Origin of the sequence: Porphyromonas pasteri (assembly GCF_014647755.1) — a bacterium.
In the GTDB taxonomy this organism is placed as follows: Bacteria; Bacteroidota; Bacteroidia; order Bacteroidales; family Porphyromonadaceae; genus Porphyromonas; species Porphyromonas pasteri.
In genome coordinates, this window is the sequence record NZ_BMPU01000001.1 from 634,460 (window position 1) to 658,718 (window position 24,259).

16 protein-coding genes are annotated in these 24,259 nt (G+C 55.0%); 9 read left to right on the plus strand and 7 right to left on the minus strand.

What is annotated here, in order from left to right; all coding sequences use genetic code 11:
• Positions 1–6 precede the first annotated feature (6 nt).
• The 9 genes from IEX77_RS02480 to dnaG all read left to right on the plus strand — a co-directional run bounded on the left by IEX77_RS02480 (position 7) and on the right by dnaG (position 13,880).
• Positions 7–642: a metal ABC transporter ATP-binding protein gene (locus tag IEX77_RS02480; protein WP_188807551.1), complete on the plus strand. Its 636-nt coding sequence runs from the start codon at positions 7–9 to the stop codon at positions 640–642.
• A 5-nt stretch (positions 643–647) separates the two neighbouring features.
• Positions 648–1,916, plus strand: a complete 1,269-nt coding sequence (locus IEX77_RS02485; RefSeq protein WP_188807552.1) for a phosphatase PAP2 family protein — start codon at positions 648–650, stop codon at positions 1,914–1,916.
• Between the two features lie 40 nt (positions 1,917–1,956).
• A complete protein-coding gene (nhaD, locus tag IEX77_RS02490; protein WP_188807553.1) occupies positions 1,957–3,348 on the plus strand; it encodes a sodium:proton antiporter NhaD in 1,392 nt (463 codons plus the stop codon).
• Between the two features lie 218 nt (positions 3,349–3,566).
• On the plus strand, positions 3,567–3,983 hold the full coding sequence (locus IEX77_RS02495) for a hypothetical protein (RefSeq protein ID WP_188807554.1): 417 nt from the start codon (positions 3,567–3,569) through the stop codon (positions 3,981–3,983).
• Between the two features lie 669 nt (positions 3,984–4,652).
• Positions 4,653–5,945, plus strand: a complete 1,293-nt coding sequence (gene metK / locus IEX77_RS02500; RefSeq protein WP_188807555.1) for a methionine adenosyltransferase — start codon at positions 4,653–4,655, stop codon at positions 5,943–5,945.
• Positions 5,946–6,227: 282 nt separating this feature from the next.
• Positions 6,228–7,301 (plus strand): glutamine-hydrolyzing carbamoyl-phosphate synthase small subunit, encoded by a 1,074-nt coding sequence (carA, locus tag IEX77_RS02505; protein ID WP_188807556.1) that lies wholly within the window; start codon positions 6,228–6,230, stop codon positions 7,299–7,301.
• A 25-nt stretch (positions 7,302–7,326) separates the two neighbouring features.
• Entirely contained in the window at positions 7,327–10,566 is a 3,240-nt protein-coding gene (carB, locus tag IEX77_RS02510) for a carbamoyl-phosphate synthase (glutamine-hydrolyzing) large subunit (protein WP_188807557.1), read from the plus strand.
• Positions 10,567–11,001: 435 nt separating this feature from the next.
• Positions 11,002–11,736 (plus strand): 3-deoxy-manno-octulosonate cytidylyltransferase, encoded by a 735-nt coding sequence (gene kdsB / locus IEX77_RS02515; RefSeq protein WP_188807753.1) that lies wholly within the window; start codon positions 11,002–11,004, stop codon positions 11,734–11,736.
• Between the two features lie 26 nt (positions 11,737–11,762).
• Positions 11,763–13,880: a DNA primase gene (gene dnaG / locus IEX77_RS02520; protein ID WP_188807558.1), complete on the plus strand. Its 2,118-nt coding sequence runs from the start codon at positions 11,763–11,765 to the stop codon at positions 13,878–13,880.
• A gap of 80 nt (positions 13,881–13,960) precedes the next feature.
• Here the strand turns inward: dnaG and priA are convergent, their stop codons facing one another.
• From priA to IEX77_RS02555, 7 genes are all read right to left on the minus strand, one after another.
• Positions 13,961–16,462: a replication restart helicase PriA gene (gene priA, locus IEX77_RS02525; protein WP_188807559.1), complete on the minus strand. Its 2,502-nt coding sequence runs from the start codon at positions 16,460–16,462 to the stop codon at positions 13,961–13,963.
• Complete coding sequence (locus IEX77_RS02530; protein WP_188807560.1) at positions 16,459–17,499, minus strand: aminotransferase class I/II-fold pyridoxal phosphate-dependent enzyme; 1,041 nt, start codon at positions 17,497–17,499, stop codon at positions 16,459–16,461. The genes priA and IEX77_RS02530 overlap by 4 nt, the downstream gene beginning before the upstream one ends.
• Positions 17,496–18,995 carry a cobyric acid synthase gene (locus tag IEX77_RS02535; RefSeq protein ID WP_188807561.1) on the minus strand — a complete coding sequence of 500 codons (1,500 nt, stop codon included), beginning with the start codon at positions 18,993–18,995 and terminating at the stop codon, positions 17,496–17,498. The genes IEX77_RS02530 and IEX77_RS02535 overlap by 4 nt, the downstream gene beginning before the upstream one ends.
• The gene (locus tag IEX77_RS02540; protein WP_188807562.1) at positions 18,995–19,585 is read right to left on the minus strand and encodes a cob(I)yrinic acid a,c-diamide adenosyltransferase; all 591 of its coding nucleotides are present in this window, start codon (positions 19,583–19,585) and stop codon (positions 18,995–18,997) included. Before IEX77_RS02540 ends, IEX77_RS02535 begins: the two co-directional genes overlap by 1 nt.
• 602 nt (positions 19,586–20,187) lie before the next feature.
• The gene (locus tag IEX77_RS02545; RefSeq protein WP_188807563.1) at positions 20,188–21,333 is read right to left on the minus strand and encodes a BT_3987 domain-containing protein; all 1,146 of its coding nucleotides are present in this window, start codon (positions 21,331–21,333) and stop codon (positions 20,188–20,190) included.
• A gap of 26 nt (positions 21,334–21,359) precedes the next feature.
• Positions 21,360–22,556 carry a glycoside hydrolase family 18 gene (locus IEX77_RS02550; protein ID WP_188807564.1) on the minus strand — a complete coding sequence of 399 codons (1,197 nt, stop codon included), beginning with the start codon at positions 22,554–22,556 and terminating at the stop codon, positions 21,360–21,362.
• A gap of 18 nt (positions 22,557–22,574) precedes the next feature.
• Positions 22,575–24,227, minus strand: coding sequence for a RagB/SusD family nutrient uptake outer membrane protein (locus IEX77_RS02555; RefSeq protein ID WP_188807565.1), 1,653 nt, complete (start codon positions 24,225–24,227; stop codon positions 22,575–22,577).
• Positions 24,228–24,259 lie beyond the last annotated feature (32 nt).

Here is a 24,259-nt window from a genome sequence, read left to right on the forward strand (position 1 = left end):
TCCCCTATGCAACCACTCTTAGAGCTACATAATGCGACCCTCGGCTATCCCGACAAGGTCGTACTTGAGCACCTCAACTGGTGCGTGCGTCGTGGTGAGCGCTGGGCTATCACGGGACCGAATGGCAGTGGTAAGACCACCCTCATGCGTACTCTGCTGGGGCTCATCCCGCTACAAGCTGGACAGCTCCTCCGCTACGACCGCGAGGGCCATACTACCGACCAGCTGGTCGCCAGCTACCTTCCACAGATCAATCAGATTGATCGTCACTTCCCCATCCACGTCCACGAGGTTATTGACTCTGGCCTCCCCAAAGGCACCATGGGGCGCAGTGTGCGTAGAGAGCAGGTAGAGAAGCTCGCAGAAGCCATCGGGCTCACGCACCTCCTCCAGCAACCCATCGGTAAGCTCAGCGGTGGTCAACTCCAGCGAGCTCTGCTCGGTCGTGCGCTGGCCTCTAATCCCGAGCTTCTGATCCTCGACGAGCCACTCAGCTTCCTGGACAAGTCTTATAAGGAAAGCTTCGAGTCGCTACTGGAGCAAGTCATACGCCCCGAGACGACAATGCTCATGGTCACCCACGACCTCCACCTGGCCAAGTCCGAGTACTGGCAGACCCTTACCCTCGGACGCTTCGAATAGACTCTATGAATAAAAAAGCCTATCCACTCGCTCTACTATCCCTCCTCACGGCTCTCCCCTCTGAAGCGCAGAGTGTAGCCGATACGCTCAGCTACACGGCGACAACCGCATATCGCCCCGACACGCTGAGCAATGCACAGAAAACGAATCAACTCCTCCTACAGGGGGCGCTCAGTGCAGCGCCACTCGTAGGTATAGGAGTGATGCAGAATATTCACAACGAGCAGATACGCACGATACGCTACGGGCACTATCCTCACTTCCGTCATCACTACGATGACTACCTCCAGTTCGCTCAATTAGCAGCCCAACTTGGTCTACGCATTGCGGGTGTAGAGGGTACAAGTAAATCACCCTGGCAGGTGCTCACAGCTGATGTCGCTGCTACGGCTACGATGCTCGCTGTCACCTCGGCGATTAAGTACACCGCCCGTGTAAGACGCCCTGACGGCTCGTCTCGAAACTCCTTCCCCTCTGGGCATACCGCTATGGCCTTCACCTCAGCGACGCTACTGAGCTTGGAGTATGGCGATCGCTATCCATGGCTTCCTCCCGTAAGCTACGGACTCGCCTCTATCACGGGGCTGGGGCGAATCCTCAATAACCGCCACTGGATCGGTGATGTCGTCACGGGGGCTGGACTTGGTATCCTCTCAGGGCACATCGGCTACTGGATAAGCGATCGTCTCTTCGGTAGCACAGGACGTCAACTGAAGTACTACAATGAGGAGCCTACTCCTCACCTCCGTCTCTATGCCCCCATTACGCTAAGCGCTACCCCTTCGCAGGGTGAAGATACATGGAGCCTCCAAGGGCGACATGCAGCGCTGGGCGTCGAGTACACTCCCCCACAGTGGCCTCTATACCTAAAGGGAAATGTGGGGCTATCCACCTTCCGCGGTCAGGAAGGGGGCGATGGTCTGGGACGCAGTGCTCAGGACCGCTACCTATCCCTACGCTTAGGCCTCGGGCGTGACCTACGCCTATGGCGAGGCTTTCATATCTCGGCATCCGCCTCGGCTACACTTCGCAAGCACGTAGGGCGGGCTACTACATTCCCAGCCCATGAGCCTGCGCTGTATATGCCCGCAAGCTCGGTGGGCATGGGTATCGAATTGGCGCCTCGCTGGCGCTTCACGAAGGAGCTCGGTCTGCGCCTACCCCTCGGGCTGGACTACTACCCTTCGTCCTATCACCTGACTACCCCTCAGCGAACCTACGGACTCAGTCCCGTCTCGTTCTATGGGGGCACGGCGCTGGAGGTCTACCTCTGATCCCTCCTCGCCCTTTACCCACTTACAATCCTATTATTCTATGAGTTGGTATTACCTCATGCCCGTGATCTTTGTCTTAGGGATCATCGGTATTGCTCTGGAGGAGCAGATCAAGATCAACAAGACCGCGACGGCACTCCTTACCTCCGTCGTCCTCTGGGCGATCCTCCTCATCGACACGGATATCGCTGCAGTGACTGCAGGCTTCCGTCAGTTCGTTGCCTCCTTCCCTCATGCTCCAGCAGAGGACTTAGGCGTATCGGACTATCTATCCTTTAAGCTCACAGAGCACCTCGGTGACGTCTCGAGCACGCTCTTCTTCGTCCTCAGCTCAATGGTCCTTGTGAATACGATCGACACCTACGGGGGCTTCAAGTCCGTGGCTAAGATCGTCGCTACGACGAATAAGCGTGCGCTGCTGTGGCGTGTAGCTATTGCCTCGTTCTTCTTCTCGGCGTTCCTCGACAACCTCGCTGCCGCGATCGTCATCATCGCTATCCTGCGTCGTCTTGTCCCCGACACCACGGACCGAATGAAGTATGCCTGTATCAGCATCATCGCCTGTAATGCAGGGGGCTCTTGGTCTCCTATCGGTGACGTGACGACCCTCTTGCTGTGGAACAACAGTCGTATCACACCATACTACCAGATCTTCCACCTCGTCATCCCCGCCTTCGTGAATATGGTGGTCCCCACCCTCCTGGCGCACTACTTCCTCTTCAAGAAGAATGCTCAGCTACGTGCCCTACCAGATGTCCCCGAAGACTCACTGGATGATATCCTTCCTCAGCACGCGCGTATCATCGTCCTCGTCCTGGGGATCGTCTCGCTGATGCTCGTACCTATCTGGCAGACCTTCTTCGATGTACCCGCCTTCATGGGGGTTATCTTCGGTCTGGTCATCGTGTGGATCTACACTGAGCTGATGTTCTTCCGCTTCAAGAAGCGCCTTGAGAATGCAACTGAGCTCCGTGTCACAACCCTCCTTAATCATGCTGACCTCACTACGATCTTCTACTTCCTTGGCATCCTGATGTCCGTAGCAGCACTGATCGAAGGCGGACAACTCGCCGCAGCCTCTACTCGCGTCACAGCCCTCATCCCCAACACAGGCCTGCTCGCTGCTATCATCGGGGTACTCTCCTCTATGCTGGACAACGTCGCCCTCGTGGCTGCCGTCCTCGGTATGTATCCGCTGGAGACCTCGGGTGCGATCACACCCTTCGTCGTCAATGGCTCCTTCTGGGTCTTCCTCGCCTACTGTGCCGTCACAGGTGGTAGCCTGCTGATCATCGGTTCCGCTACTGGGGTCACAGTTATGGGCCTCGAAGGTATTAGCTTCGGCTACTACTTCAAGCGCTTCAGTCTGCTTGCTCTTGCCGGCTATATCTCTGGGGCTGTAGTCTACCAGCTCATCTCACTCATCTTTTAGCTTCAATTTGCGCTAAAAAACATACCATACACAGGGAGCGGGTGACCTTCTTCTCCGAGGGAAGAAGGTCACCCGCTCCCTCATTGGTTTTCATAGCATCATTATATATATAGCATCAATAGCTCCATTCACCATTAGTGATAACATGGTTTAGCTGTTTCACTACCTTTGCAGTTGAATAATCAATCACTCATTACCTTTAATACATTTCCTAGAAAATGAAGAAGTTCATTCTCGCTGCAGCGTGTATCTTCACGCTCGGCACCAGCCTCTCTGCCCAAAGCCCCGCCAAGACGGACTCAGTAAAGAAGGAAGCCGCTAAGTGCTGCTCTGGCAAGAGCAAGGAATGCGACTGCAAAGCAGGTGCAGCCTGCTCGACACCCGAAGGAGCTAAGGCATGCGAAGCACACCACGCTGCAGTACAAGACTCGACAAAGTCCTGCTGCAAAGCTGAAGGCAAGCACTCGAAGGACAGCAAAAAATCTTGCTGTAAGCGCCAAGATATGACGAAGCAAGACTCCACGAAGTCAACCTGCAAGAGTCAAGGCAACCACGCTAACTGCACCGATAAGGCGTGCTCTGTATGCCACCCTAAGACTCAAGACTCCACGAAGTCTTGCTGTAAGAAGAAGTAAATCACTTACACAGACCTTTCTCTTCTAAGAAGAAGACCACGCCCTACTCGTACAGATGTGCGGGCAGGGCGTTTCTTTTAGCAGGACAAGAGATTGGTATCAGCCCTCTCCTATAGGCTATTCTTAAGCACATCCCTGAAGGGGCAGTATCAACCTATATTGGTCGATGGGCTGACCAATATAGGTCAGCGTGCGAAGCTATATAGGTCACAGCGTCGACCTATATAGGTCGGAGCAGCAAGCAATATAGGTTCACACCACTACAGGTACAAGGGGTGAATATCAGAGAGGAACGACATTCAGCTTCTTAGGGGACTATCTCACCGAAGTATCTACTTTTTCGTGGTAGAAACAGACACGATATACCCCTCGTATTTTGATATGGAGCTGCTACACTCTTTACACTACGAAGTGAAATAACAAGAAAAAGGTTAACTTTGCAGGCGAAAATAGTGCCCCATCGGTGGGACGTGGATAGATTTGAGATGCTTGCAACCACGAGAAAAAAATGCTAAACCCGTCGTCCAGATAGAGCCAATACCTTAGCTCCCATCCCTTACGACAGACTTAGCGCCTCGACCTTGGTTGCCTCCCCAAAGCAGCTGAGGTCTTTTTGTATCCAACGAAGGGCACGGGACATATTTAACCAACCCATTCAATCAATATAAGATGAGTTATCTCTTCACCTCTGAGTCCGTCTCAGAAGGACATCCCGACAAAGTAGCCGACCAGATCTCGGACGCCATCCTTGACCACTTTATGGCGCTCGACCCGCACTCCAAGGTAGCGTGCGAGACGCTCGTCACGACGGGGCAAGTCGTGCTGGCAGGCGAAGTCAAGAGCGACGCCTACGTAGAGCTGCAGGACATCGCGCGTGACGTCATCCGCGAGATCGGATACAACAAGAGCGCTTACTGCTTCGATGCCGATAGCTGCGGTGTACTCTCAGCCATCCATGGTCAGAGTGCCGACATCAACCGCGGGGTCGAGCGCACCGCTCCCGAAGAGCAGGGTGCAGGGGACCAGGGTATCATGTTCGGCTATGCCTGCCGTGAGACCCCCTCTCTGATGCCTCTTACCCTCGACCTCTCCCACGCGCTTCTTGAGGAGCTCGCTCGCATTCGCAAGGAAGAGCTTCACCTCATGCCCTACCTCCGCCCCGATGCTAAGAGCCAAGTGACGGTAGAGTACTCTGAGGAAGGTAAGCCCCTGCGTATCGACACGATCGTCATCAGCACCCAGCACGACGACTTTATCCAGCCTGCTGATGCGACTGCCGAAGCACAGGCCATCGCTGATGCTGAGATGCAGGCACGCATCACGGAGGATATCCGTCGCGTGCTCCTGCCCCGTGTCTTCGCGCGCTATCCCGAGGATGTACAGCGTGCCTTCGACAGTGAGACGAAGCTCTTAGTCAACCCCACGGGTAAGTTCGTCATCGGTGGTCCCCACGGGGATACCGGACTCACAGGGCGTAAGATCATCGTCGACACCTATGGTGGTAAGGCTGCCCATGGTGGTGGCGCCTTCTCTGGCAAGGACCCCTCTAAGGTAGACCGATCTGCAGCCTATGCTGCTCGCCACATCGCGAAGAACCTCGTCGCTGCTGGTGTCGCTGACGAGGTCCTCGTACAGCTCGCCTACGCCATCGGGGTCGCTGAGCCTATCAGCATCTTCGTCAATACGAATGGGACGAGCCATGTCTCCCTCAGCGATGCAGAGATCGCTAAGCTCGTAGACGAAGTCTTTGATCTCCGCCCCTATGCTATCGAGCAGCGCCTTAAGCTCCGTGCTCCTATCTATCGTGAGACAGCCAGCTACGGGCACTTCGGCCGTGAGCCCCGCAAGGTCACGAAGTACTTCTCTACGAATAGCCGTGGCGATGTCGCCCACGAAGTCGAGCTCTTCACCTGGGAGAAACTGGACTACGTAGACACGCTCCGCCAGCGCTTCGGGCTCTAATCCCCCTATCGACACCGCCTCGCCCCTCTCGCTACCACTTCGATCATGGAGCAGGGGGCGAGGCGATTCCGCTTTTTTAGCTATCTTTGTGTGCAAAGCAGAGCTAAAGAAGCCCTGCGTAGCATCACTAATCACGTCAATGATACTGAGGTCTTCGCTCCCCACGAGCGACACAAGATATAAGAAAGCCGTATGTCAAGCTCTGCTTGGTAGACGGCTTTTCTCTTTATAAAAGCCTCGAGCAATCCCTTCTACACTCCATTCTCACAAAGTATCCATCCTATGCAAGACTACAAGAGAGCTACCCTAATCCTCGATGACGGCAGTCGCTTCGAGGGGTATTCCTTCGGCTACGAAGCCCCCGTAGCAGGCGAGGTTGTATTCAACACCGCTATGACGGGCTACACCGAGAGCTTTACGGACCCCAGCTACCGAGGGCAGATCCTCGTGATGACCTACCCTCTGGTGGGCAACTACGGCGTTCCCTCTCCCAAGCACGATGAAAATGGTATAGCCTTCTTCCGCGAGAGCGATGAGATACATCCCTTGGGGATCATCGTCTCCGACTACTCCGAGGAGCATAGCCACTGGAACTCCGAGGGCTCGCTCGGTGACTGGCTCCGCCGTGAGAAAGTCTTCGGTCTCACGGGCATTGATACGCGTGAGCTCGCTAAGACCCTTCGCGAAAAGGGCTCGATGAAGGGGAAGATTCTTCTCGAGGGCTGCGAAGATATCCCGTTTGATGACCCCAACGCGCGCAACCTTGTAGCTGAAGCTTCTCCCAAGGAGATCACGATCTATGGTAATGGGCCTAAGAAGGTCGTGCTCGTAGACTGCGGCGCGAAGAACAATATTGTCCGCAATCTCATCCGTCCAGAGATCACGCTCTACCGTGTACCCTGGGACTATGATTTCAATCAGATTGACTTTGACGGGCTCTTCTTATCAAATGGACCTGGCGACCCCAATAAGTGTAGTGTCACCGTCGAGCATATCCGCAAGGCCTTCGCTAAGGAGAAGCCCATCTGCGGGATCTGCATGGGCAATCAGCTCCTCGCCGCAGCTGCAGGAGCAAAGATCAGCAAGATGAAGTACGGACACCGTAGCCACAACCAGCCTGTACGCGAGGTAGGTACGAACCGCTGCTTTATCACCAGCCAAAATCACGGCTATGCCGTAGATGCCTCCACTCTCGGTGAGGGCTGGCGTGAGAAGTATGTCAATCTCAATGACGGCACGAACGAAGGGATCTGCCACGAGCGCCTGCCCTTCTTCTCTGCCCAGTTCCACCCCGAGGCCTGCAGTGGCCCGACCGATACGCTCTTCATCTTCGAGGAGTTCCTCAACCTGCTTTAATTACCCCTCCCAATAGCACGAGACAATGATCGACAAGAATAAGATACAGAAGGTACTGCTCCTCGGATCGGGAGCACTGAAGATCGGTGAAGCTGGCGAGTTTGACTACTCCGGCTCACAGGCACTCAAAGCCATGCGCGAAGAGGGGATACGCACCGTACTCGTCAACCCCAACATCGCCACGGTACAGACCTCCGAAGGCATCGCTGACGAGATCTACTTCCTCCCCGTCACCCCCTTCTTCATCGAGAAGGTCATCGAGAAGGAGCGCCCTCAGGGGATTCTCCTTGCCTTCGGTGGGCAGACAGCTCTCAACTGCGGTGTAGCGCTCCACCAGAGTGGCGTCCTCGAGAAGTACAATGTCGAGGTACTGGGTACTCCCGTCGAGGCCATCATGAATACCGAAGACCGTGACCTCTTCGCTCGCAAGCTCGATGAGATCAGCGTCAAGACGATCCAGAGCCACGCCGTAGAGACGACCGAAGATGCACGCCGTGCGGCCCAAGAGCTGGGCTACCCCGTCATCATCCGTGCCGCCTACGCTCTCGGTGGCTTGGGCAGCGGCTTCTGCGACAACGAAGCTGAGCTTGACGAGCTATGTAGTAAGGCCTTTGCCTTCTCTCCTCAGGTCCTCGTAGAGAAGAGCCTCAAGGGCTGGAAGGAAGTCGAGTACGAAGTCGTACGTGACTGCTACGACAACTGTATCACCGTCTGTAATATGGAGAACTTTGACCCGCTCGGTATCCATACCGGTGAGAGTATCGTCGTCGCTCCCTCGCAGACGCTGACAAATAATGAATACCACAAGCTCCGTGAGATCGCCATCCGCATCGTGCGCCACATCGGCATCGTCGGGGAATGTAATGTGCAGTACGCCCTCGACCCCGAGAGCGAAGACTATCGCGTCATCGAGGTCAATGCACGCCTATCGCGCTCCTCGGCCTTGGCCTCTAAGGCTACGGGCTATCCGCTGGCCTTCGTCGCTGCTAAGCTTGGCTTAGGCTACGGACTCTTTGAGCTGAAGAACTCCGTGACGCGCACTACCCCAGCCTTCTTCGAACCCGCACTGGACTATGTCGTGTGCAAGATCCCTCGCTGGGACTTAGGGAAGTTCCACGGCGTATCTCGCGAGCTCGGCAGTAGCATGAAGTCCGTCGGGGAAGTCATGGCTATCGGCCGCACCTTCGAGGAAGCGATGCAGAAGGGCCTGCGTATGATCGGCCAAGGCATGCACGGCTTCGTAGGCAACAACACGAAGGAGATCCCTGCTGACGAGCTGGATAAGGCTCTCAAGGCACCCACCGACACGCGTGTCTTCGCCATCAGTCAGGCACTGCACGCAGGATATACTATTGAGCAAATCCATACGCTGACGAAGATCGACTGCTGGTTCCTCGACAAGCTCCAGAGTATCGTCCGCACCTCCCAGCGCCTCGGTGAAGTAGCCGCTATCGATAAGCTCCCTTACGAACTCCTGCTTCGTGCCAAACGTCAGGGCTTCTCCGACTTCCAGATCGCACGCTTCGTCCTTACAGATAAGGGCGTAAAGGCTGGGGACAAGGAAGCCCTTGCCGTGCGCTCCCAGCGTAAGCAGCAGGGCATCATCCCCGTCGTCAAGCAGATCGACACGCTTGCCGCCGAATATCCCGCAGAGACGAACTACCTCTATCTCACCTATAGCGGCACGCACAGCGATATCAACTATGAGGGAGACGGACGCTCCGTCGTCGTCCTTGGCTCAGGTGCCTATCGCATCGGGAGCTCGGTAGAATTTGACTGGTGTGGCGTCAACGCTCTGCAGACGATCCGCGAGCAAGGCTACCGCTCAGTGATGATCAACTATAATCCCGAGACCGTCAGCACGGACTACGATATCACCGACCGTCTGTACTTCGATGAGCTGACCTTCGAGCGCGTACTTGACATCCTCGATCTGGAGACGCCACGCGGTGTCATCCTCTCTACGGGCGGACAGATCCCCAATAACCTCGCTCTCAAGCTCCACTCGCAGCGCATCCCCATCCTCGGGACGCAGGCCGAAGACATCGATAATGCAGAGGACCGCCACAAGTTCTCCGCCATGCTCGACGAGCTCGGTATCGACCAGCCCCGCTGGCAGGAGCTGACGAGCCTCTCGGATATCGACCAGTTCATCTCCGAGGTTGGCTTCCCCGTGCTGGTGCGTCCCAGCTACGTCCTCTCGGGGGCAGCGATGAATGTCTGCTCCAACCAAGAAGAGCTCTACCGCTTCCTCGAGCTGGCTGCTGATGTCTCCAAGGAGCACCCCGTCGTAGTGAGCCAGTTCATTGAGCATGCTAAGGAAGTCGAGATCGACGCCGTAGCCCAGCGCGGCGAGATCGTCGCCTACGCCATCAGTGAGCATATCGAGTTCGCAGGGGTGCATTCGGGCGACGCGACGATTCAGTTCCCAGGTCAGAAGCTCTACGTCGAGACGGTACGCCGCATCAAGCGCATCAGCCGCCAGATCGCCGAAGCGCTACACATCTCAGGGCCATTCAATATCCAGTTCCTCGCTAAGGGCAACGAGATCAAGGTCATCGAATGTAACCTCCGAGCCTCACGCAGCTTCCCCTTCGTGAGCAAGGTGCTGAAGATTAACTTCATCGAGCTGGCGACACGCATCATGCTCGGGCAGCGAGTCGAGAAGCCGAATAAGAGCGCCTTCGACCTCGACTATGTAGGGATCAAGGCATCACAGTTCTCCTTCGCTCGCCTGCAGAAGGCCGACCCTGTGCTCGGCGTCGACATGATGAGTACGGGTGAAGTCGGTTGCCTCGGTGACGACACCAACGAGGCTGTACTGAAGTCCATGCTCTCCGTCGGCTACCGCATCCCCGAGCGCTCCGTCCTGCTCTCCACGGGTGGCTACAAGCAGAAGGTTGACATGCTCGACGCAGCCCAGCTCCTGCACAACAAGGGCTACACGCTCTACGCTACGCAGGGCACGCACGACATGCTGGCTGAGAACGGCATCCCCTCTACGCTGGTCTTCTGGCCTACCGACGAAGGGAAGCAGCCCCAAGCCCTCGATCTACTGCATGAGCACAAGATCGACATGGTGGTGAACATTAATAAGAACCTCACCGCTGGTGAGCTCACCAACGGGTACCGTCTGCGTCGCGCAGCCATTGACCTCAATATCCCGCTGCTGACCAACGCTCGTCTGGCATCGGCCTTCATCACCGCCTTCTGCACGCTCCCCATCGAGGATCTGCAGATCAAGAGCTGGGCCGAGTATAAGTAAGCGCAAGGCTCTCCCTAATAGCTCATCCCCCTGGAGGCTCCTCGGAGCGCTTCAGGGGGATGGTCTTTCTGACTGGAAAGAGGAAGGCTAAAAAGCCTCGGGTATACCCGCAGAGAAGGCGCTGAATATACGGCGATAAATTTCTGTGCGCACGGCGATAAATTTTCGCATATGCAGAAATTCATTTTCGTATATACAGAAATTTCCCTGCGTATATAAGGAAATTTCTTTGCGCATATAGAGCGGGCGATCTCCAAGCTTTGGGCACTCCGATTCACCTTCTCTCTCGCGATAAAGAGACGGGTATGCGCTCGCTTCGCACTCGCCTCGGCACGACATCAGCCCGCACTGCGAGATGCTCCGCGAATGGTAGTATCTTTGCACAGTGAGTCCGCAGAGGCTTCACCTAACAAGACAATAATGCAACTTCAAGCTATGCGCATCCTGACCATCATACCCGCCCGCTACGCCTCGACCCGATTCCCAGGCAAGCCCCTCGTAGATATCGGGGGTAAGCCTATGATCATCCGTGTCGTAGAGCGCGCCCTCGCTGTGTGCCCCGATGTCGTCGTCGCCACCGACGATGAGCGGATCTTCACCACGGTCACCGATCGAGGCTATCGCGCCGTGATGACTTCGCCCGACCACCAGTCGGGCACCGAGCGCTGCCTCGAAGCCTACCAACTCCTCGGAGAACCCGCAGATGTCTTGATCAACTTGCAGGGAGATGAGCCCTTCATCGCCGACGAGCAGATCCGCCTTCTTATCTCGGCCTTCGACGATCCCTCGGTAGATCTGGCGACCTTAGCCCAGCCCTTCCCCTCCACGGCGACCAACGAAGAGCTGGCTAACCCGAACGCCGTCAAGCTCGTGCGTAGCACCTCCACGGGCTATGCACTCTACTTCAGTCGCTCCGTCATCCCCTATCTCCGCTCAGTCGAAGGGCCTTGGGCGAAGGAACATACCTTCCTCAAGCACATCGGGCTCTACGCCTTCCGCACCCACGTCCTCCCGACGATACAGAGCCTTCCCGCCTCCCCGCTGGAGGAGAGCGAGCGTCTCGAGCAGCTCCGTTGGCTCGAGGCTGGTCTGCGCATCCGTGTCATGCTCTCTGACCAAGAGTCCATCGGCATCGATACGCCCGAAGACCTCAAGCGCCTTCCTCTCTAATCCCTCCCCATAGCCTCCTCCCGACCGTGATCGATCAGCAGACCCGACAGCGCATCCTCGACTCCGCACAGATCCTTGATGTCGTCAGCGACTTCATCAGCCTACGCCGCCAAGGTGTGAGCTACGTCGGGCTATGTCCCTTCCATAGCGATAGGAATCCCTCCTTCTACGTCAATCCCGCTAAGAATATCTGCAAGTGCTTCTCCTGTGGCGAAGGCGGTACGCCGCTGAACTTCATCATGAAGCACGAGCAGCTCTCCTATTCGGATGCGCTCAAGTACCTGGCGAAGAAGTACAATATCGAGGTCGTCGAGCGCGAAGAAAGTGAAGAGGAGAAGCAGCGCAATAGCGAGCGTGAGAGCCTCTTCATCATCAATGACTACGCAGCAAAGTACTTCCAGACGCAGCTTACCGAGACCGAGGAAGGGCGTACGGTGGGTCTTGCCTACTTCCGCGAGCGTGGCATCCGCCCTGAGACCATTGAGCGCTTCGGCCTCGGCTACGCCCCTGAGTCGAAGACTGCCTTCACGGAGCAAGCCATCAAGTCAGGCTATCCGCTGAAGCGCCTCGCCGAAGTCGGGCTATCCATCGAATACGAAGATCACCCCGGCAAGGCTATAGACCGCTTCCGTGGGCGCGTGATCTTCCCTGTGCGCAACCTCAGCGGGCGCTATGTAGCCTTCGGTGGGCGCGTGATGAGTAAGACGGCTAAGACAGCCAAGTACGTCAACTCCCCCGAGAGCCTCATCTACTCAAAGAGCCGTGAGCTCTACGGCCTCTATTGGGCGAAGAGCGCGATCTCCAAACTCGGCAAGTGCTACCTCGTCGAAGGCTACACCGACGTCCTATCCATGTATCAGGCGGGGATTGAGAACGTCGTCTCTTCTTCGGGTACAGCCCTCACGATCGATCAGATACGCCTTATCCGTCGCTTCACCACGACCATCACCGTGCTCTACGACGGCGATGCGGCGGGGATCAAGGCCGCTCTACGCGGTATTGACCTTCTGCTGGAGGAAGGCTTCCGCATCAAGGTCGTACTCCTGCCCGATGGCGAAGACCCCGACTCCTTCGCACGTAGCCACAGCAATACCGAGCTGCAAGCCTATTTGGATGAGCACGAGACGGACTTCATCCACTTCAAGATCGACCTCTATCACGAGGAGATGGAGCGAGATCCCTTGCGCCGAGCCGAGCTGATATCCGACATTATGCGCAGCATCGCACTCATCCCTGACACCATCCAGCGTGCTGTGCTGATACAAAGCTCTTCGACAGCTCTGAGGATGAGCGAAGAACTCCTGCAGTCCGAGGTCAATAAGCTCCGACGTCAAGGTGTGACAGCTCAGGGCTTCACCTCCCCGCAGCGGACAGCGCCAGTCGCTCCCCCGCCTCCATCAGCACCTATCCCTCCGCCCTTCACGGAGCCGACACCCTCCGAGCCAACTCCATCATCTGACGAATATCTCAGTCCGCTGGTCGTCGAGGAAAGTATCAAGCCCTTCGAGCGTGAACTCATGCAGCTGCTCCTACTCTACAGCGACCGTGAGATCATCATCCCCCAGGGCTTAGGCACTCCAGAGTTTGAAGACGAGATTTATCCTGAGCAGGACTCTACTTTTATCCTGAGCTACTTCATCGAGCGCGAGCTCATCATGGTCGGCGCAGACCAAGAGTATTCTCCACTCTTTGCTCGCTTCATGACTGAGCTTCGCAGTGAGTGCCTCGAGAAGCAGATCTCCCCTGCGACCTACTTTGCCAACCACCCTGAGGCGCCACTCCGAGAGATCACGACAGCCCTCCTTGCCGAGAGCGATCTCTTAGAATATCGTCCTGACCAAGATCTCCACATCGGTGGAGCTGGTAGTTCCTTCTCCTCCCGTATCCTCAGCGAAGAGGAAGAGCGCGAAGAAGAAGCACGCAAGGAGGCTCGCTACTTGGGCTCACTTGCCCTACGCGCTTGCAACAGCTATAAGATGGCACTCTTAGTGCGATTCATTGACGGGCTACATCAGGAGATCAAGCAAGCCCAGCGAGCAGGAGACAGCACAAAGATCCTCGAATGCATGACCGAGATCACGCGCCTCAATGTCCAGAAGCGTCGCCTCTCCGATCTCCTCGGTGAGCGCACGATCATAGGATAACTAACCCACATTGAAGCAACAAGGGCGAAGGCTTATCATAAGCCTTCGCCCTTGTTGTATAGGAGCATTTCGTAAGGGAGTTAGAGAGGATCTACATCGAAGTAGATCTGCAGGCGCTTGCTCTCGGGCATAGAGAGCCGTAGCTGCTGTAGTGCTGAAGCAAAGGCTGCGCGCTCCTCTCGGTAGGACTGCTGGAAAGGACGGCGTATGACGATCTGCCTCTGATAGTAGCCTTCCAAGCGAGCTAAATCAGGAATCTGGGGATCCGTTACGCGCTCGCCAGGGAGCAATCCCTTGAGATACTGTGAGAGGACTAAGGCCGCAGAGGCCAGTAAGCGCTCATCCTTTCCTCGTAGCCAAAGGTGTGTTAGGCGGGTGAATGGAGGGAAGTTCGTCGCTTCACGCTCTGCGAGAACCTCGTTGATGAAGATATCGTAGTCACCGACTTGCAGCGCCTTGATGAAGGCTTGCTCCGTACTACTCGTTTGGATCAAGTAGCGAGGGCAGTCTTCCCGAGGAGCACGGGAGCGAAGTCTAAGCTGATAGAGCAGCTGATAGGCACGTTCCTCCGAGCGAAAGTCAGGAACACCCAAGACGGCATCGAGCTGTACAACGGCAATTAAGCCAATACCCTCCCATATCGGTTGGTTGCGTATAAGCTGGGTACCCAAGAGGATCTCAGCACTTCCCGACTCGATCTGCTCAAGTAGCTCCATACGCTTCTTCTGCGATGAAAAGGTATCGCTGTCGATACGTAGCACTTCATAGGCGGGAAGCTTCTCCTTGAGTTCCTCTTCCACTCGCTCGATACCATAGCCTACTTGACGCAGCGCGGGACGAAGCCCAGACTTCGTCGTGACTTCAATGGCTCCACAGCTCGGGCAAGCCTCGGGTAGCGCAGCTGTGTAACCACAGTAATGGCAGAGAAGGGCTGCTCGAGTGCGGTGATAAGTAAGACTCACATCACAGTTAGGGCACAGCAGGCGGGTTTGGCAGGCATCACACGTCACATAAGGAGCATAGCCACGACGATTCTGCAGGAGCAGGACCTTCTTTCCTCGAGCTATCGTGGAGCGAATCTCTTCAAGGAGGTAGGGCGTCAGCGTATGTCCCCACTCAACCTCACGTAGCTGCCGTAGGCGCTTAAGATCAATGAGCTCTATGGTGGGTAATACCTGCTGGGATTGCGAACTAGTCTCCGCTGGGAAAGACTCGGGACGTAGTAGCTGATACTTTCCGCGCAAGGCATGGAAGAGTACTTCTGCCGAAGGTGTTAGGGAAGTAAGGAGCACTTGAGCCCCTGATTGGTGCGCTCGCCAAAGAGCAACATCGCGAGCATGATAGCGTGGAGCTACGAGCTGTTGCTTATAAAGATACTCCTGCTCCTCGTCAATGATAACCAGAGATAAGCGAGGAAGCGGCACATATATAGCCGAACGTGTCCCCACGACAAGGGCTGGGCCATCGAGCTTAGAGAGCCGAAGATACGTCTCCACTCGCACAGCCTCACCGATGAGACTATGATAGGGATAGTAATTGGCTCCTGCGATCTCGGCAAGTCGCTGCATAAAGCCAGCTGCCGAAGGGACCGAATGCACCGAAGAAGTTAGATAGAGCACCTGACCACCACGAGCCAGTGTCGCAGCGATCTGCCCCAAGACATAGCGTTCTTTATCCTCTGCCGTATGCCCGTAATAGAGTGTCACGGGATGGGTCAATGGTTCTACATCAGCAATAGAGGATTCTCTGCTTGAAGGCTCCACGGCTCGCAGTCGGCTTACAGGCTCTAAGACCTGCTCCAAGACACCTTTCTCAATGAGAGCACGTAGTTGTGCTTCGCTCTTTGGCACGGCTTTGAGCAAGACGGAGCGGTGTAAGGCTCCTGAATGATCTTGTCCCGTCTCTCGAAGCGCCTCAAGGAAGGCCATCAATAGCTCAGCTTGCCGTGGCGCACGAGAGAGTCCATCGAAGAGAGTTGATAGAGCTCCCTCATCTTCTTGATATTCGGGAGCAAGACGAAGATAGCGGGCGAGCTTCGGACGATAGCGTGGCTGGAGCGCTTCCTCTGTATGTACCGCTCCCAACTCTATGAGATGGAGGAGCGGGCGAGTAAGTCTTCGTCCGACAAGTCGCTCCAGTTGCTCCGTCGTCATCGCCCCCTTCTCGGCAAGTGTATCTAAGATCAGTAGCTCCGCATGAGGAAGTGCGTCTTCTGCCTCAAAGCCTTCCACAAGCGAAAGCATCGTCTTGCTCTCGGGAAGTAGTCCTGAGGGGAGTGCATCTCGAAGGATGGAGCCCAGCGGACAGGCATAATAGTATGCCATCCATTCCCATTGCTTCAGCGTAGCTTCGGGGATGATCGGAGCAGAATCAAGGATTTGCTCGACCTCCTTATATGCCGATATCTCCGCCTCCTTATCCATAGAGAAGACCACCCCCGTATAGTATCGCTTGCCTCCAAAGGACACAACGACACGACAACCCACGCTGAATCCAGGCACTTCACTAATAAGCGCCTCGGGAACAGCATAGCTAAAGAGCCCGTCTAAGGCTAAGGGGATGATGACCTCTACTCGGATCATAAAGGGAGCTTAAGTGAAGAGGAGAGCTCGGTAAGTGCAGCGATGAGCAGATCATTCTCCTCAGGGCGCTGCGCTGCAATACGTATCGTGGGGGAAGAGTAGCCAAAGTTCGTCGCATCACGAACCAAAAGCCCGTAGCGCTGCGCTAAGATCTCTTTCAGTTCAGCGCCACTTCCTATCGCTGGATGAGTACAACGCACAAGGAAGAAGTGCGTATCCGTCGGCTGAGGATCGAAGTATGGGAGCGACTTGATGGCATTCCATAGACGCTCACTCTCTACAAAGAGCTGACGTCGATCCAGTAGGTGCGGGAAGTCATTACGGACGATCCATTCTCCTGCTGAGATGGCGAGCGATCCTACCGACCACGGCGCAGCGTATTCGCTTAGTCGGTCGATGACCTCACTGTGCGCCATCACGTATCCCAAGCGCAATCCTGGCATAGCATAGCGCTTCGTGAGCGAAGCGACAAAGATGACGTTGGGGAAACGCCGTATAGTTTCTTGGGGATCAGGAAGAGTAGCCTCCGTGAAGTAGCTGTAGGAGCTATCGATGACGAAGTAGATCTGCGGGTAGCGACTCCAAAGTGACTCTAAGAAGTCCTGCGAATAGACCTGCCCCGTAGGGTTATTCGGCGAGCAAAGCCAATAGACTCCCGCAGGGGCATCTTGACCAGGCTCGAAAGTCTCCAGCTCACGCTGCTCACGTGCAAAGAGTCTTCCCGCATCTCTATATTCACTGAAGGTCGGATCAGGGCTATAATAATGTACAAGCTCTCGATAAGCCTGTGCGATGAGGTAGATCCCTTCGGTCGCACCACTTGTCACGAGCACCTCGCCATCAGCTAAGTCGTGATGCTTCGCAAGCGATTTCCCAAGTAAAGCTGCCGTAGGCTCAGGGTACGAACCAATACGATCGATCTCTCCTCTGAGGTATTCCCGCAGCGAAGTGGGGTCCGTGAGGCTCGTTACATTTGAGCTGAAGTTCGCACGTATCCGCTCATAGCGGTGGAGGTCATCGCCGTGTCCGTCTCTCATCGCCCAAGTAGCTGATAGATTCGCTCCAGATCGACGTGCTTGCGGAGATGTTCGGCGAGCTTGTCGTACTGAGTTTCCTTGAAGGTGGCATAGTCTTGCCCCGCAGCTTGCTTATGAAGACGCTCAGCGAAGGGCTGAAGTAGCCGCTCGATAAAGATCTCATTGTCGAGAATACCATGCAGGTAGGTACCCATGCAATGATCTCCGACGCAGTAGCCCTCAAGACGGCCATCAGACATCTTGACTAAGGGCGAGGCATCGAAGCCATCTACGACACGGCTTCTCCCCATATGGATCTCGTAGCCACTGCAGGGGACGTCACTATCCATAAGAGTGAAGGTCGCTTGTGTAGTTACCTTCTCGGCAGCCATCTCCGTTGCGATCGGGAGCAAGCCTAAGCCGGGTAGACGAGTCAAGTCACCCTCTACCCCATCTGGGTCGTAAACCTCTTGGCCTAAGATCTGATACCCACCACAAATACCGAGGATTGTCTTCCCTGCACGATGAGCGCGGATGATAGCTTGAGCTACTCCGTTGCGGCGCAGCTCGTAGAGGTCCGAGAGGGTGCTCTTGCTCCCAGGCACAATGATGATATCTGCCTGCTGCAGCTCCTCTACATTGTTCGTATAGAAGAGATGGACGCGCTCATCTTGCTCGAGGCGCGCGAAGTCGGTGTAGTTGGATATGTAGCGAAGTAGCACGACTGCCACGTTGACCTTCCCCTGCTGAGCGGAGAAAGCACGCTTCGAGAGCGCGACGGAGTCCTCTTCTTCGATGTGCACGTCATTCATGTACGGGACGACTCCAAGTACAGGCACGCCGCAAAGTGACTCCAGAAGCTGGCGTCCTTCGTCGAAGAGACGCAGATCACCGCGGAACTTATTGATGATGACTCCTACGATCAGCTCCCGCCACTCAGGCTTCTGCAGCATGATCGAGCCATAGACTGAGGCGAAGACTCCTCCACGATCGATGTCGGCGACAAGGATTACCCGAGCGCCAGCATACGCAGCCATCGGCATATTCACAATGTCCGAGTCCTGGAGATTCAGCTCAGAGATGCTCCCTGCACCTTCGAGTACGATGGGATTGTAGCGAGAGGCCAAGCGATCAAAGGCTGCATGCACTTCGCCACGAAGCTCACCACGCCCTACGGTACGGAAGTATTGGTATGCATCTTTATTACCGATGGGTCGCCCATGCAGGATGACCTGGGACGTCTTATCTGAGCTGGGCTTGAGAAGTACAGGATTCATATCCGTGTGGCAAGGGATACCTGCGGCCTCAGCTTGCACAGCTTGCGCACGGCCCAACTCTAATCCCTCGGGCGTAACGAAGGAGTTTAGAGCCATGTTCTGCGCTTTGAACGGCGCAGGTCTGTAGCCATCTTGCTTGAAGATGCGACAAAATCCCGCCGTGAGGATGCTCTTCCCCACGTCACTTCCTGTGCCGACGAGCATCAGCGGTGCCAGTCGTTTGCTCTCGATCTTATCCATTATTCGGCCGGAGTTGGCTGCTTTTTCTTGCGCTTATAGCTGAAGGCCTGCCAGCGATCTTCTGGCCAGCCCTGCTGGTGCATCTCCCATTTGGCCGAGACAAAGAGCCAGTCGCTCATTCGATTGACCCAAGGGATCAGCCCCTCAGGAAGTGGATCCAGTCGCTCCAAGGTCCATAAGCGGCGCTCGGCACGTCGTGCGACGGTACGCGCCAGCTGCATTTCGGCCGAGAGGATCGTGCCGCCAGGGAGGATGAAGAAGCCATTCTCTGGGATCTCAGCCATCAGGCGCGCCGTCTCAACCTCCAACTCCTCGACCCACTGCAGGTCGAAGTGGTTGGGATTCTCTTCGCGGCGCTCGCTACGTGTAGCGATAAGGCTCATGGCTTGCATGATGCGCATCTGCACTTCGCCGAAGAAGCGGTGACGGGGATCTTCCGTAGGGATGTGGGCTCTTATCAATCCAAGGTGGGCATTGAGTTCGTCCATCGCACCATTGGCTTCGATACGTGGATCATCTTTGGGGACTCGCTCGCCACCGAATATTCCGGTGGTTCCCTTGTCTCCGGTTTTGGTCATTATTCTTGCCATTACTTGTCGTGTAAGCTTGAGGTTGGGCGGATATCGCCCCGACAAAAATAGCGCAATTCCACCGTATAGCACGTGTGCGAAGGCATTCATCAAGCGGGCAGAAGAAGTACTACTCGTGCCCGCTCTTCGAAGTACCTTGTGAGCGAAGCAAAAGCAGGTCATTCGCCCTTCCATTACCCCTTCTCTCCCCTCTTCAATGACCCGCCGAAAAAACACCTCTACTTTTCAATGAAAATACCTCTACTTTCTCTCAGAAATACCTCTACTTCTTGGAGGAAGTAGAGTAATATTCGGAGAGAAGTAATATAACTTCCGTCGGAAAGTAATATAACATTCGACTGAAAGTAATATAACATTCAGTGAGAAGTAATATAACATTTGGAAGGAGGGTATATACCTTTTCTTCGAAGGGTATATACTATTTGCTCCAAGGGTATATACCCTTTGGAAGCATACACCTCATCGCACTCGGAGAAGTAGCTTGGAGAGGCTTTGCTTTCCCCTACTCTTCTGCCCCCTTTCTCCTCCCAGCAAAAAGAATCCGCCCCTCGAAGGACGGACCTTCGAGGGGCGGATCATAAGGGAAGTATTACCGAAGAGGCTTACTCCGTGACGGGGAAGCGGAAGGGCTTACCTGCATTGTCAACGAAGGTTGCACCCTGGAGGTTCAAGAAGTGACGGCCATTGCTTGACCAGTCCCAGATCTGAGTCTCATCATCCGTGATCGCACCGGTAGCAGGATCATACTTCTTCCCGTTCATAGGATAGTATGCTACGAGGTTCGTATCCTTAGGATCAGCCATCTTCCAGACGTTTGCAGCGATCTGAGCTGGGGTACGTGCGACCTTGTAGAATCGCAGTTCGCGCATCAGACCACGTGTCGTGCTGAGCCAGAAGCCACCAAGCTTGTAGTCTCCATCACGTACAGGCTGCGAAAGCACCTGACGACCGTTGCAGTAGACTGAGACGTTCGCCCCGTCATAGACAAAGGAGAACATGTACCACTTGTTGTCTTCGAGAGGCATGATATCCTTCGAGAGCGAGAGGTCAGTACCACCCGTGCGGAAGAATGAACCATCCTTACCGACGACAGGGTAGATTTCGCTCTTGTCATCCGACCCACCGACGAACTTCGTACCAGCAAGTGCACCATTGATATTGCTGCGCTTGACCATGACTTCCATCGTCCACTGGGGAACAAGGATGTCTTCTGCGAAGTAAACAGCGATCTCATTGCCGGTGTTGATGCTGAGAGCCTTCGTCTCGGTAGCTTGGTCGACGACGATGATCGCTTCACTTTGACCGCCGATAGCGTGAGGATTGCTCCCCTGCAGCTGGATGGGCAGAGCGAAGACTTCGCCACCTGAGAAGGTAACTGCCTTCAGCTTGACAGGGATCGAAGCTGAGGTCTGCCCTGCAGGAATAGTCACCGAAGCAGGAAGCTCATACATCGTCGAAGGAAGGAGCTTGTAGCTCGTCCCGTTCTTAGCGTTATAAGCGTCGAGCTGTGCCTGTGAGCCGACGGAGAAGTTCACCGTGACGGTAGACGTAGCAGGCTTAACCAGGCTGACACGAGGGCCACTTGCATCCTGAGAAGCACCACTAAGGAGGAAGATCTGCGTCTGCTCCTGACCGTGGATATAGATCCCCTGCTCGCTCTGATGCTCCTTTGCGGGATCGTTGTAAAGCTCATTCTGACAGCTACCAAGGAGGCTTGCTGCGAGGAGCGCATATACTATTCTTTTCATCAAACTCTTGTTTTCTCTGTTAGCCATTATTGGAAGTCTGCCTTCTGGGTATCGCTGACACGATTACCGGCATTGAGAGCCTGGCGAAGGAAGCGATAGCTACCACCCTCCGTATCAAGCTCCATGTGATAAGTACCGATACCAGCGATACGCTTGCCATTAGGCATGAGCATCGTAGCATAGTCCATGATCTGACGACCGGCATCAAGCTTCTGAATCTCAGGATTAGAGCTCGTATAACGAGGGAAACCACCCGTCTTAGAGTACTTCTGGAACTCCAGCGTGAGGAAGGTCTTACCCTCCCAGTTATCGAGCTTCGAGCCCTGACGGACCTTATTCAGAGCTGCGTAAGTCGTAGACTCATCGTAAGCCTGATAGACATAGAAGTTGATCATCTTAGAGGCTTCGGTAGAGAGCTTATAAGGCTCACCGTCGAAGAGAATGATTCGGCCCTTGGGGTGAAGACGATCATAGAGCGTCTTGACAAAGGTGTACATCCCGATATTGCGCTCCGAAGAGGCATCGATGATATCTGCCTCTGCACCTACATAGTCAGCAGCGGGATACTTCTTCCAGTCATAGTGATAGGTCTCACCGCCATCTTCATAAGACTGAAGAGCAGTAGCCAGATTACCAGAACCACCATAATAGGGTTCGTAGTCGATATCGAAGCCGTCGAGGTTGTACTTCTCGATGGTGTCACAGATAGCATTAGCATAAGCCTTGACACCTTCGAGGAAGTCGCCACCACCCTTCTCCGTGATCCAATAGTCCGTAGCTTTCTTACCCTTAGGAGTAAGCTGGTCACCGACGCTGGAGACGATCCAGCAAAGGAGGACCTTACCACCCTTGACGTCCTGGAAGAGCTTGAGGTCAGTCTTCTGATCCTCGGTCAGCTCGCCATGCGTACCCCAGAGAGATACGATGTCGACACTATCGGGAAGCATACGGAGGTACTTCTGTGGATCCGTACCCTTAGCCGTCCAGCCACCGAACCAGCCGAAGCCACGTACGTGAGGCGTCTGCTTCCATGCACGGAGCTCGCTGTAATACTTCTGCTGCTCCGCGGTGAGCTGATCGGCACTCGTCAACTCAATGAAGGGAATGGCTCGCTTGAGGTCCTTCTGATTATCGAAGGTCAAGCGCTCATCATCAGTCCACTTGCTACAAGCGACAGAGGCGAGGGCCATAGCTGCGACAAGCGCATATTTAAGCATCTTCATAGATGATTTGTTTTAGAGTTACTGATTAGGACGATTGTCACGCACCCACCACAGCGGAGTCTTACCGAGGTCTACACCGCCGAGGAGAGAGGGGATGACTTTGAGGTTGGGGTTGCTATCGTAAGCCGATGCAGGGAAGGAGAAGCGCTCAGGAGCACGCATGCTGGCATCTCCACCGATACGCGAAGGAGCTCCGGTATCAGCTGGCTTCATGATGAAGGGATAGCCCGTACGACGATATTCCGTCCATGCTTCATAAGCATTGGGGAAGAGAGCAAGGTACTTCTGCGTGATGATCTTCTGGAGCTGTACTTCCTGCAGGTTACGAGTAGCATCTACATCATTCCAGTTAGGAGAGACATTGCCAGAGGAGATGTTATCGCTATATCTGCTCGAAAGGTAAGGGTTGTAAGCTACAGTAGTTGCAGCGGGCAATACCCCCGTCTGAGCCAGATAAGCCGTAGCATCTCCTGCACCAGCTTCGGCGAAGGACTGGCGGACACCCTGCTCATAGTAAGACTGCGCCGTCCCCGTAGAGATCAGACCGTAAAGAGCAGCCTCAGCCTTGAGGAAGAATGTCTCCGAAGCACGGAACCAGTAGAGAGGCGTTTCCGTAGAGAAGTTAGGCTTCGAAGCATACTGTGCGGTATTAGCCCCTTCCTTCTTCGGCTCGTTGTTGGTCGGAGGGAGGAAGTAGTAACCCGGTATATTGCGGTAAGTACCCTTCGTGAAGTACTTCTCAAGACGTGGGTCATTATAGCCCTGGAGATAAGACCAGATGGTAGCTCCCATACGCGTCTCATTGTACTGATCTACAGAGATGAGTGCTGGGTGTGCCAGAGGCTGCTTATCGGAGTTACCGATCTTAGCCTCGTCAGCCGTAGTCTCAATAACGCCACCATTGGAAGCATCCAAAGCCTTTGCGATGTATTCCTTAGCCAGTGCGGCATCCTTGAAGTGGACACGGACAGCCATACGCAGCATCAGGGAGTTCGCAAGCTTAACCCACTTGCTGGCATCACCGTTATAGACGAGGTCATTACGAGAGAGGACGGACTCACGAGCTTCGCGCAGGACTGCTGCACTCTTCTCCAGATCCGCAAGCATACCCTTATAGACCTCCTGCTGAGAGTCAGGAGTAGGCGTGATGTCACCGCTACCAGCCTTCGTATATACGATAGGACCAAAGGCATCGGTAGCACGTAGCCAACCCACAACCTTCACGATATTGGCCATCGCCAGGACCTGCTGAGCCTGGAGGTTATCCTTAGCACGACTTGCCTGGATGTGGATGGGGAGCCAAGACTTCGCTACATCCCCGTAGAGGAGACCGTAGAGGATGCTCATACGTCCATTGGTGAACGTCCAGGTACCTTCCGTGTTAAAGTTCCAGTTGTTATTATTCCCGTAGTAGCCTACATAGTTACCCGTAGAGATAAGCTCGAGGACCTGCATGCTATTCCCAGGACCCGTTTCGCCAGCGACGCCGATAGGCATGACCGAGCGCTGAAGGCTCATCATAGCCAGGCCATAGGCAAGACCACCCTGGTTGAGCTCCTCATCGGTGACACCGACACGGCTGGTATTGATATCTTCCTGATTGCAGGAGGCGAAGACCAGCGCTGAGGCCATCGCCAAAGCGGGAAGGACTAATTTCTTGAAGTTCTTCATTTCGTTTCTTCTTTATCTGATAAGATAAGTAC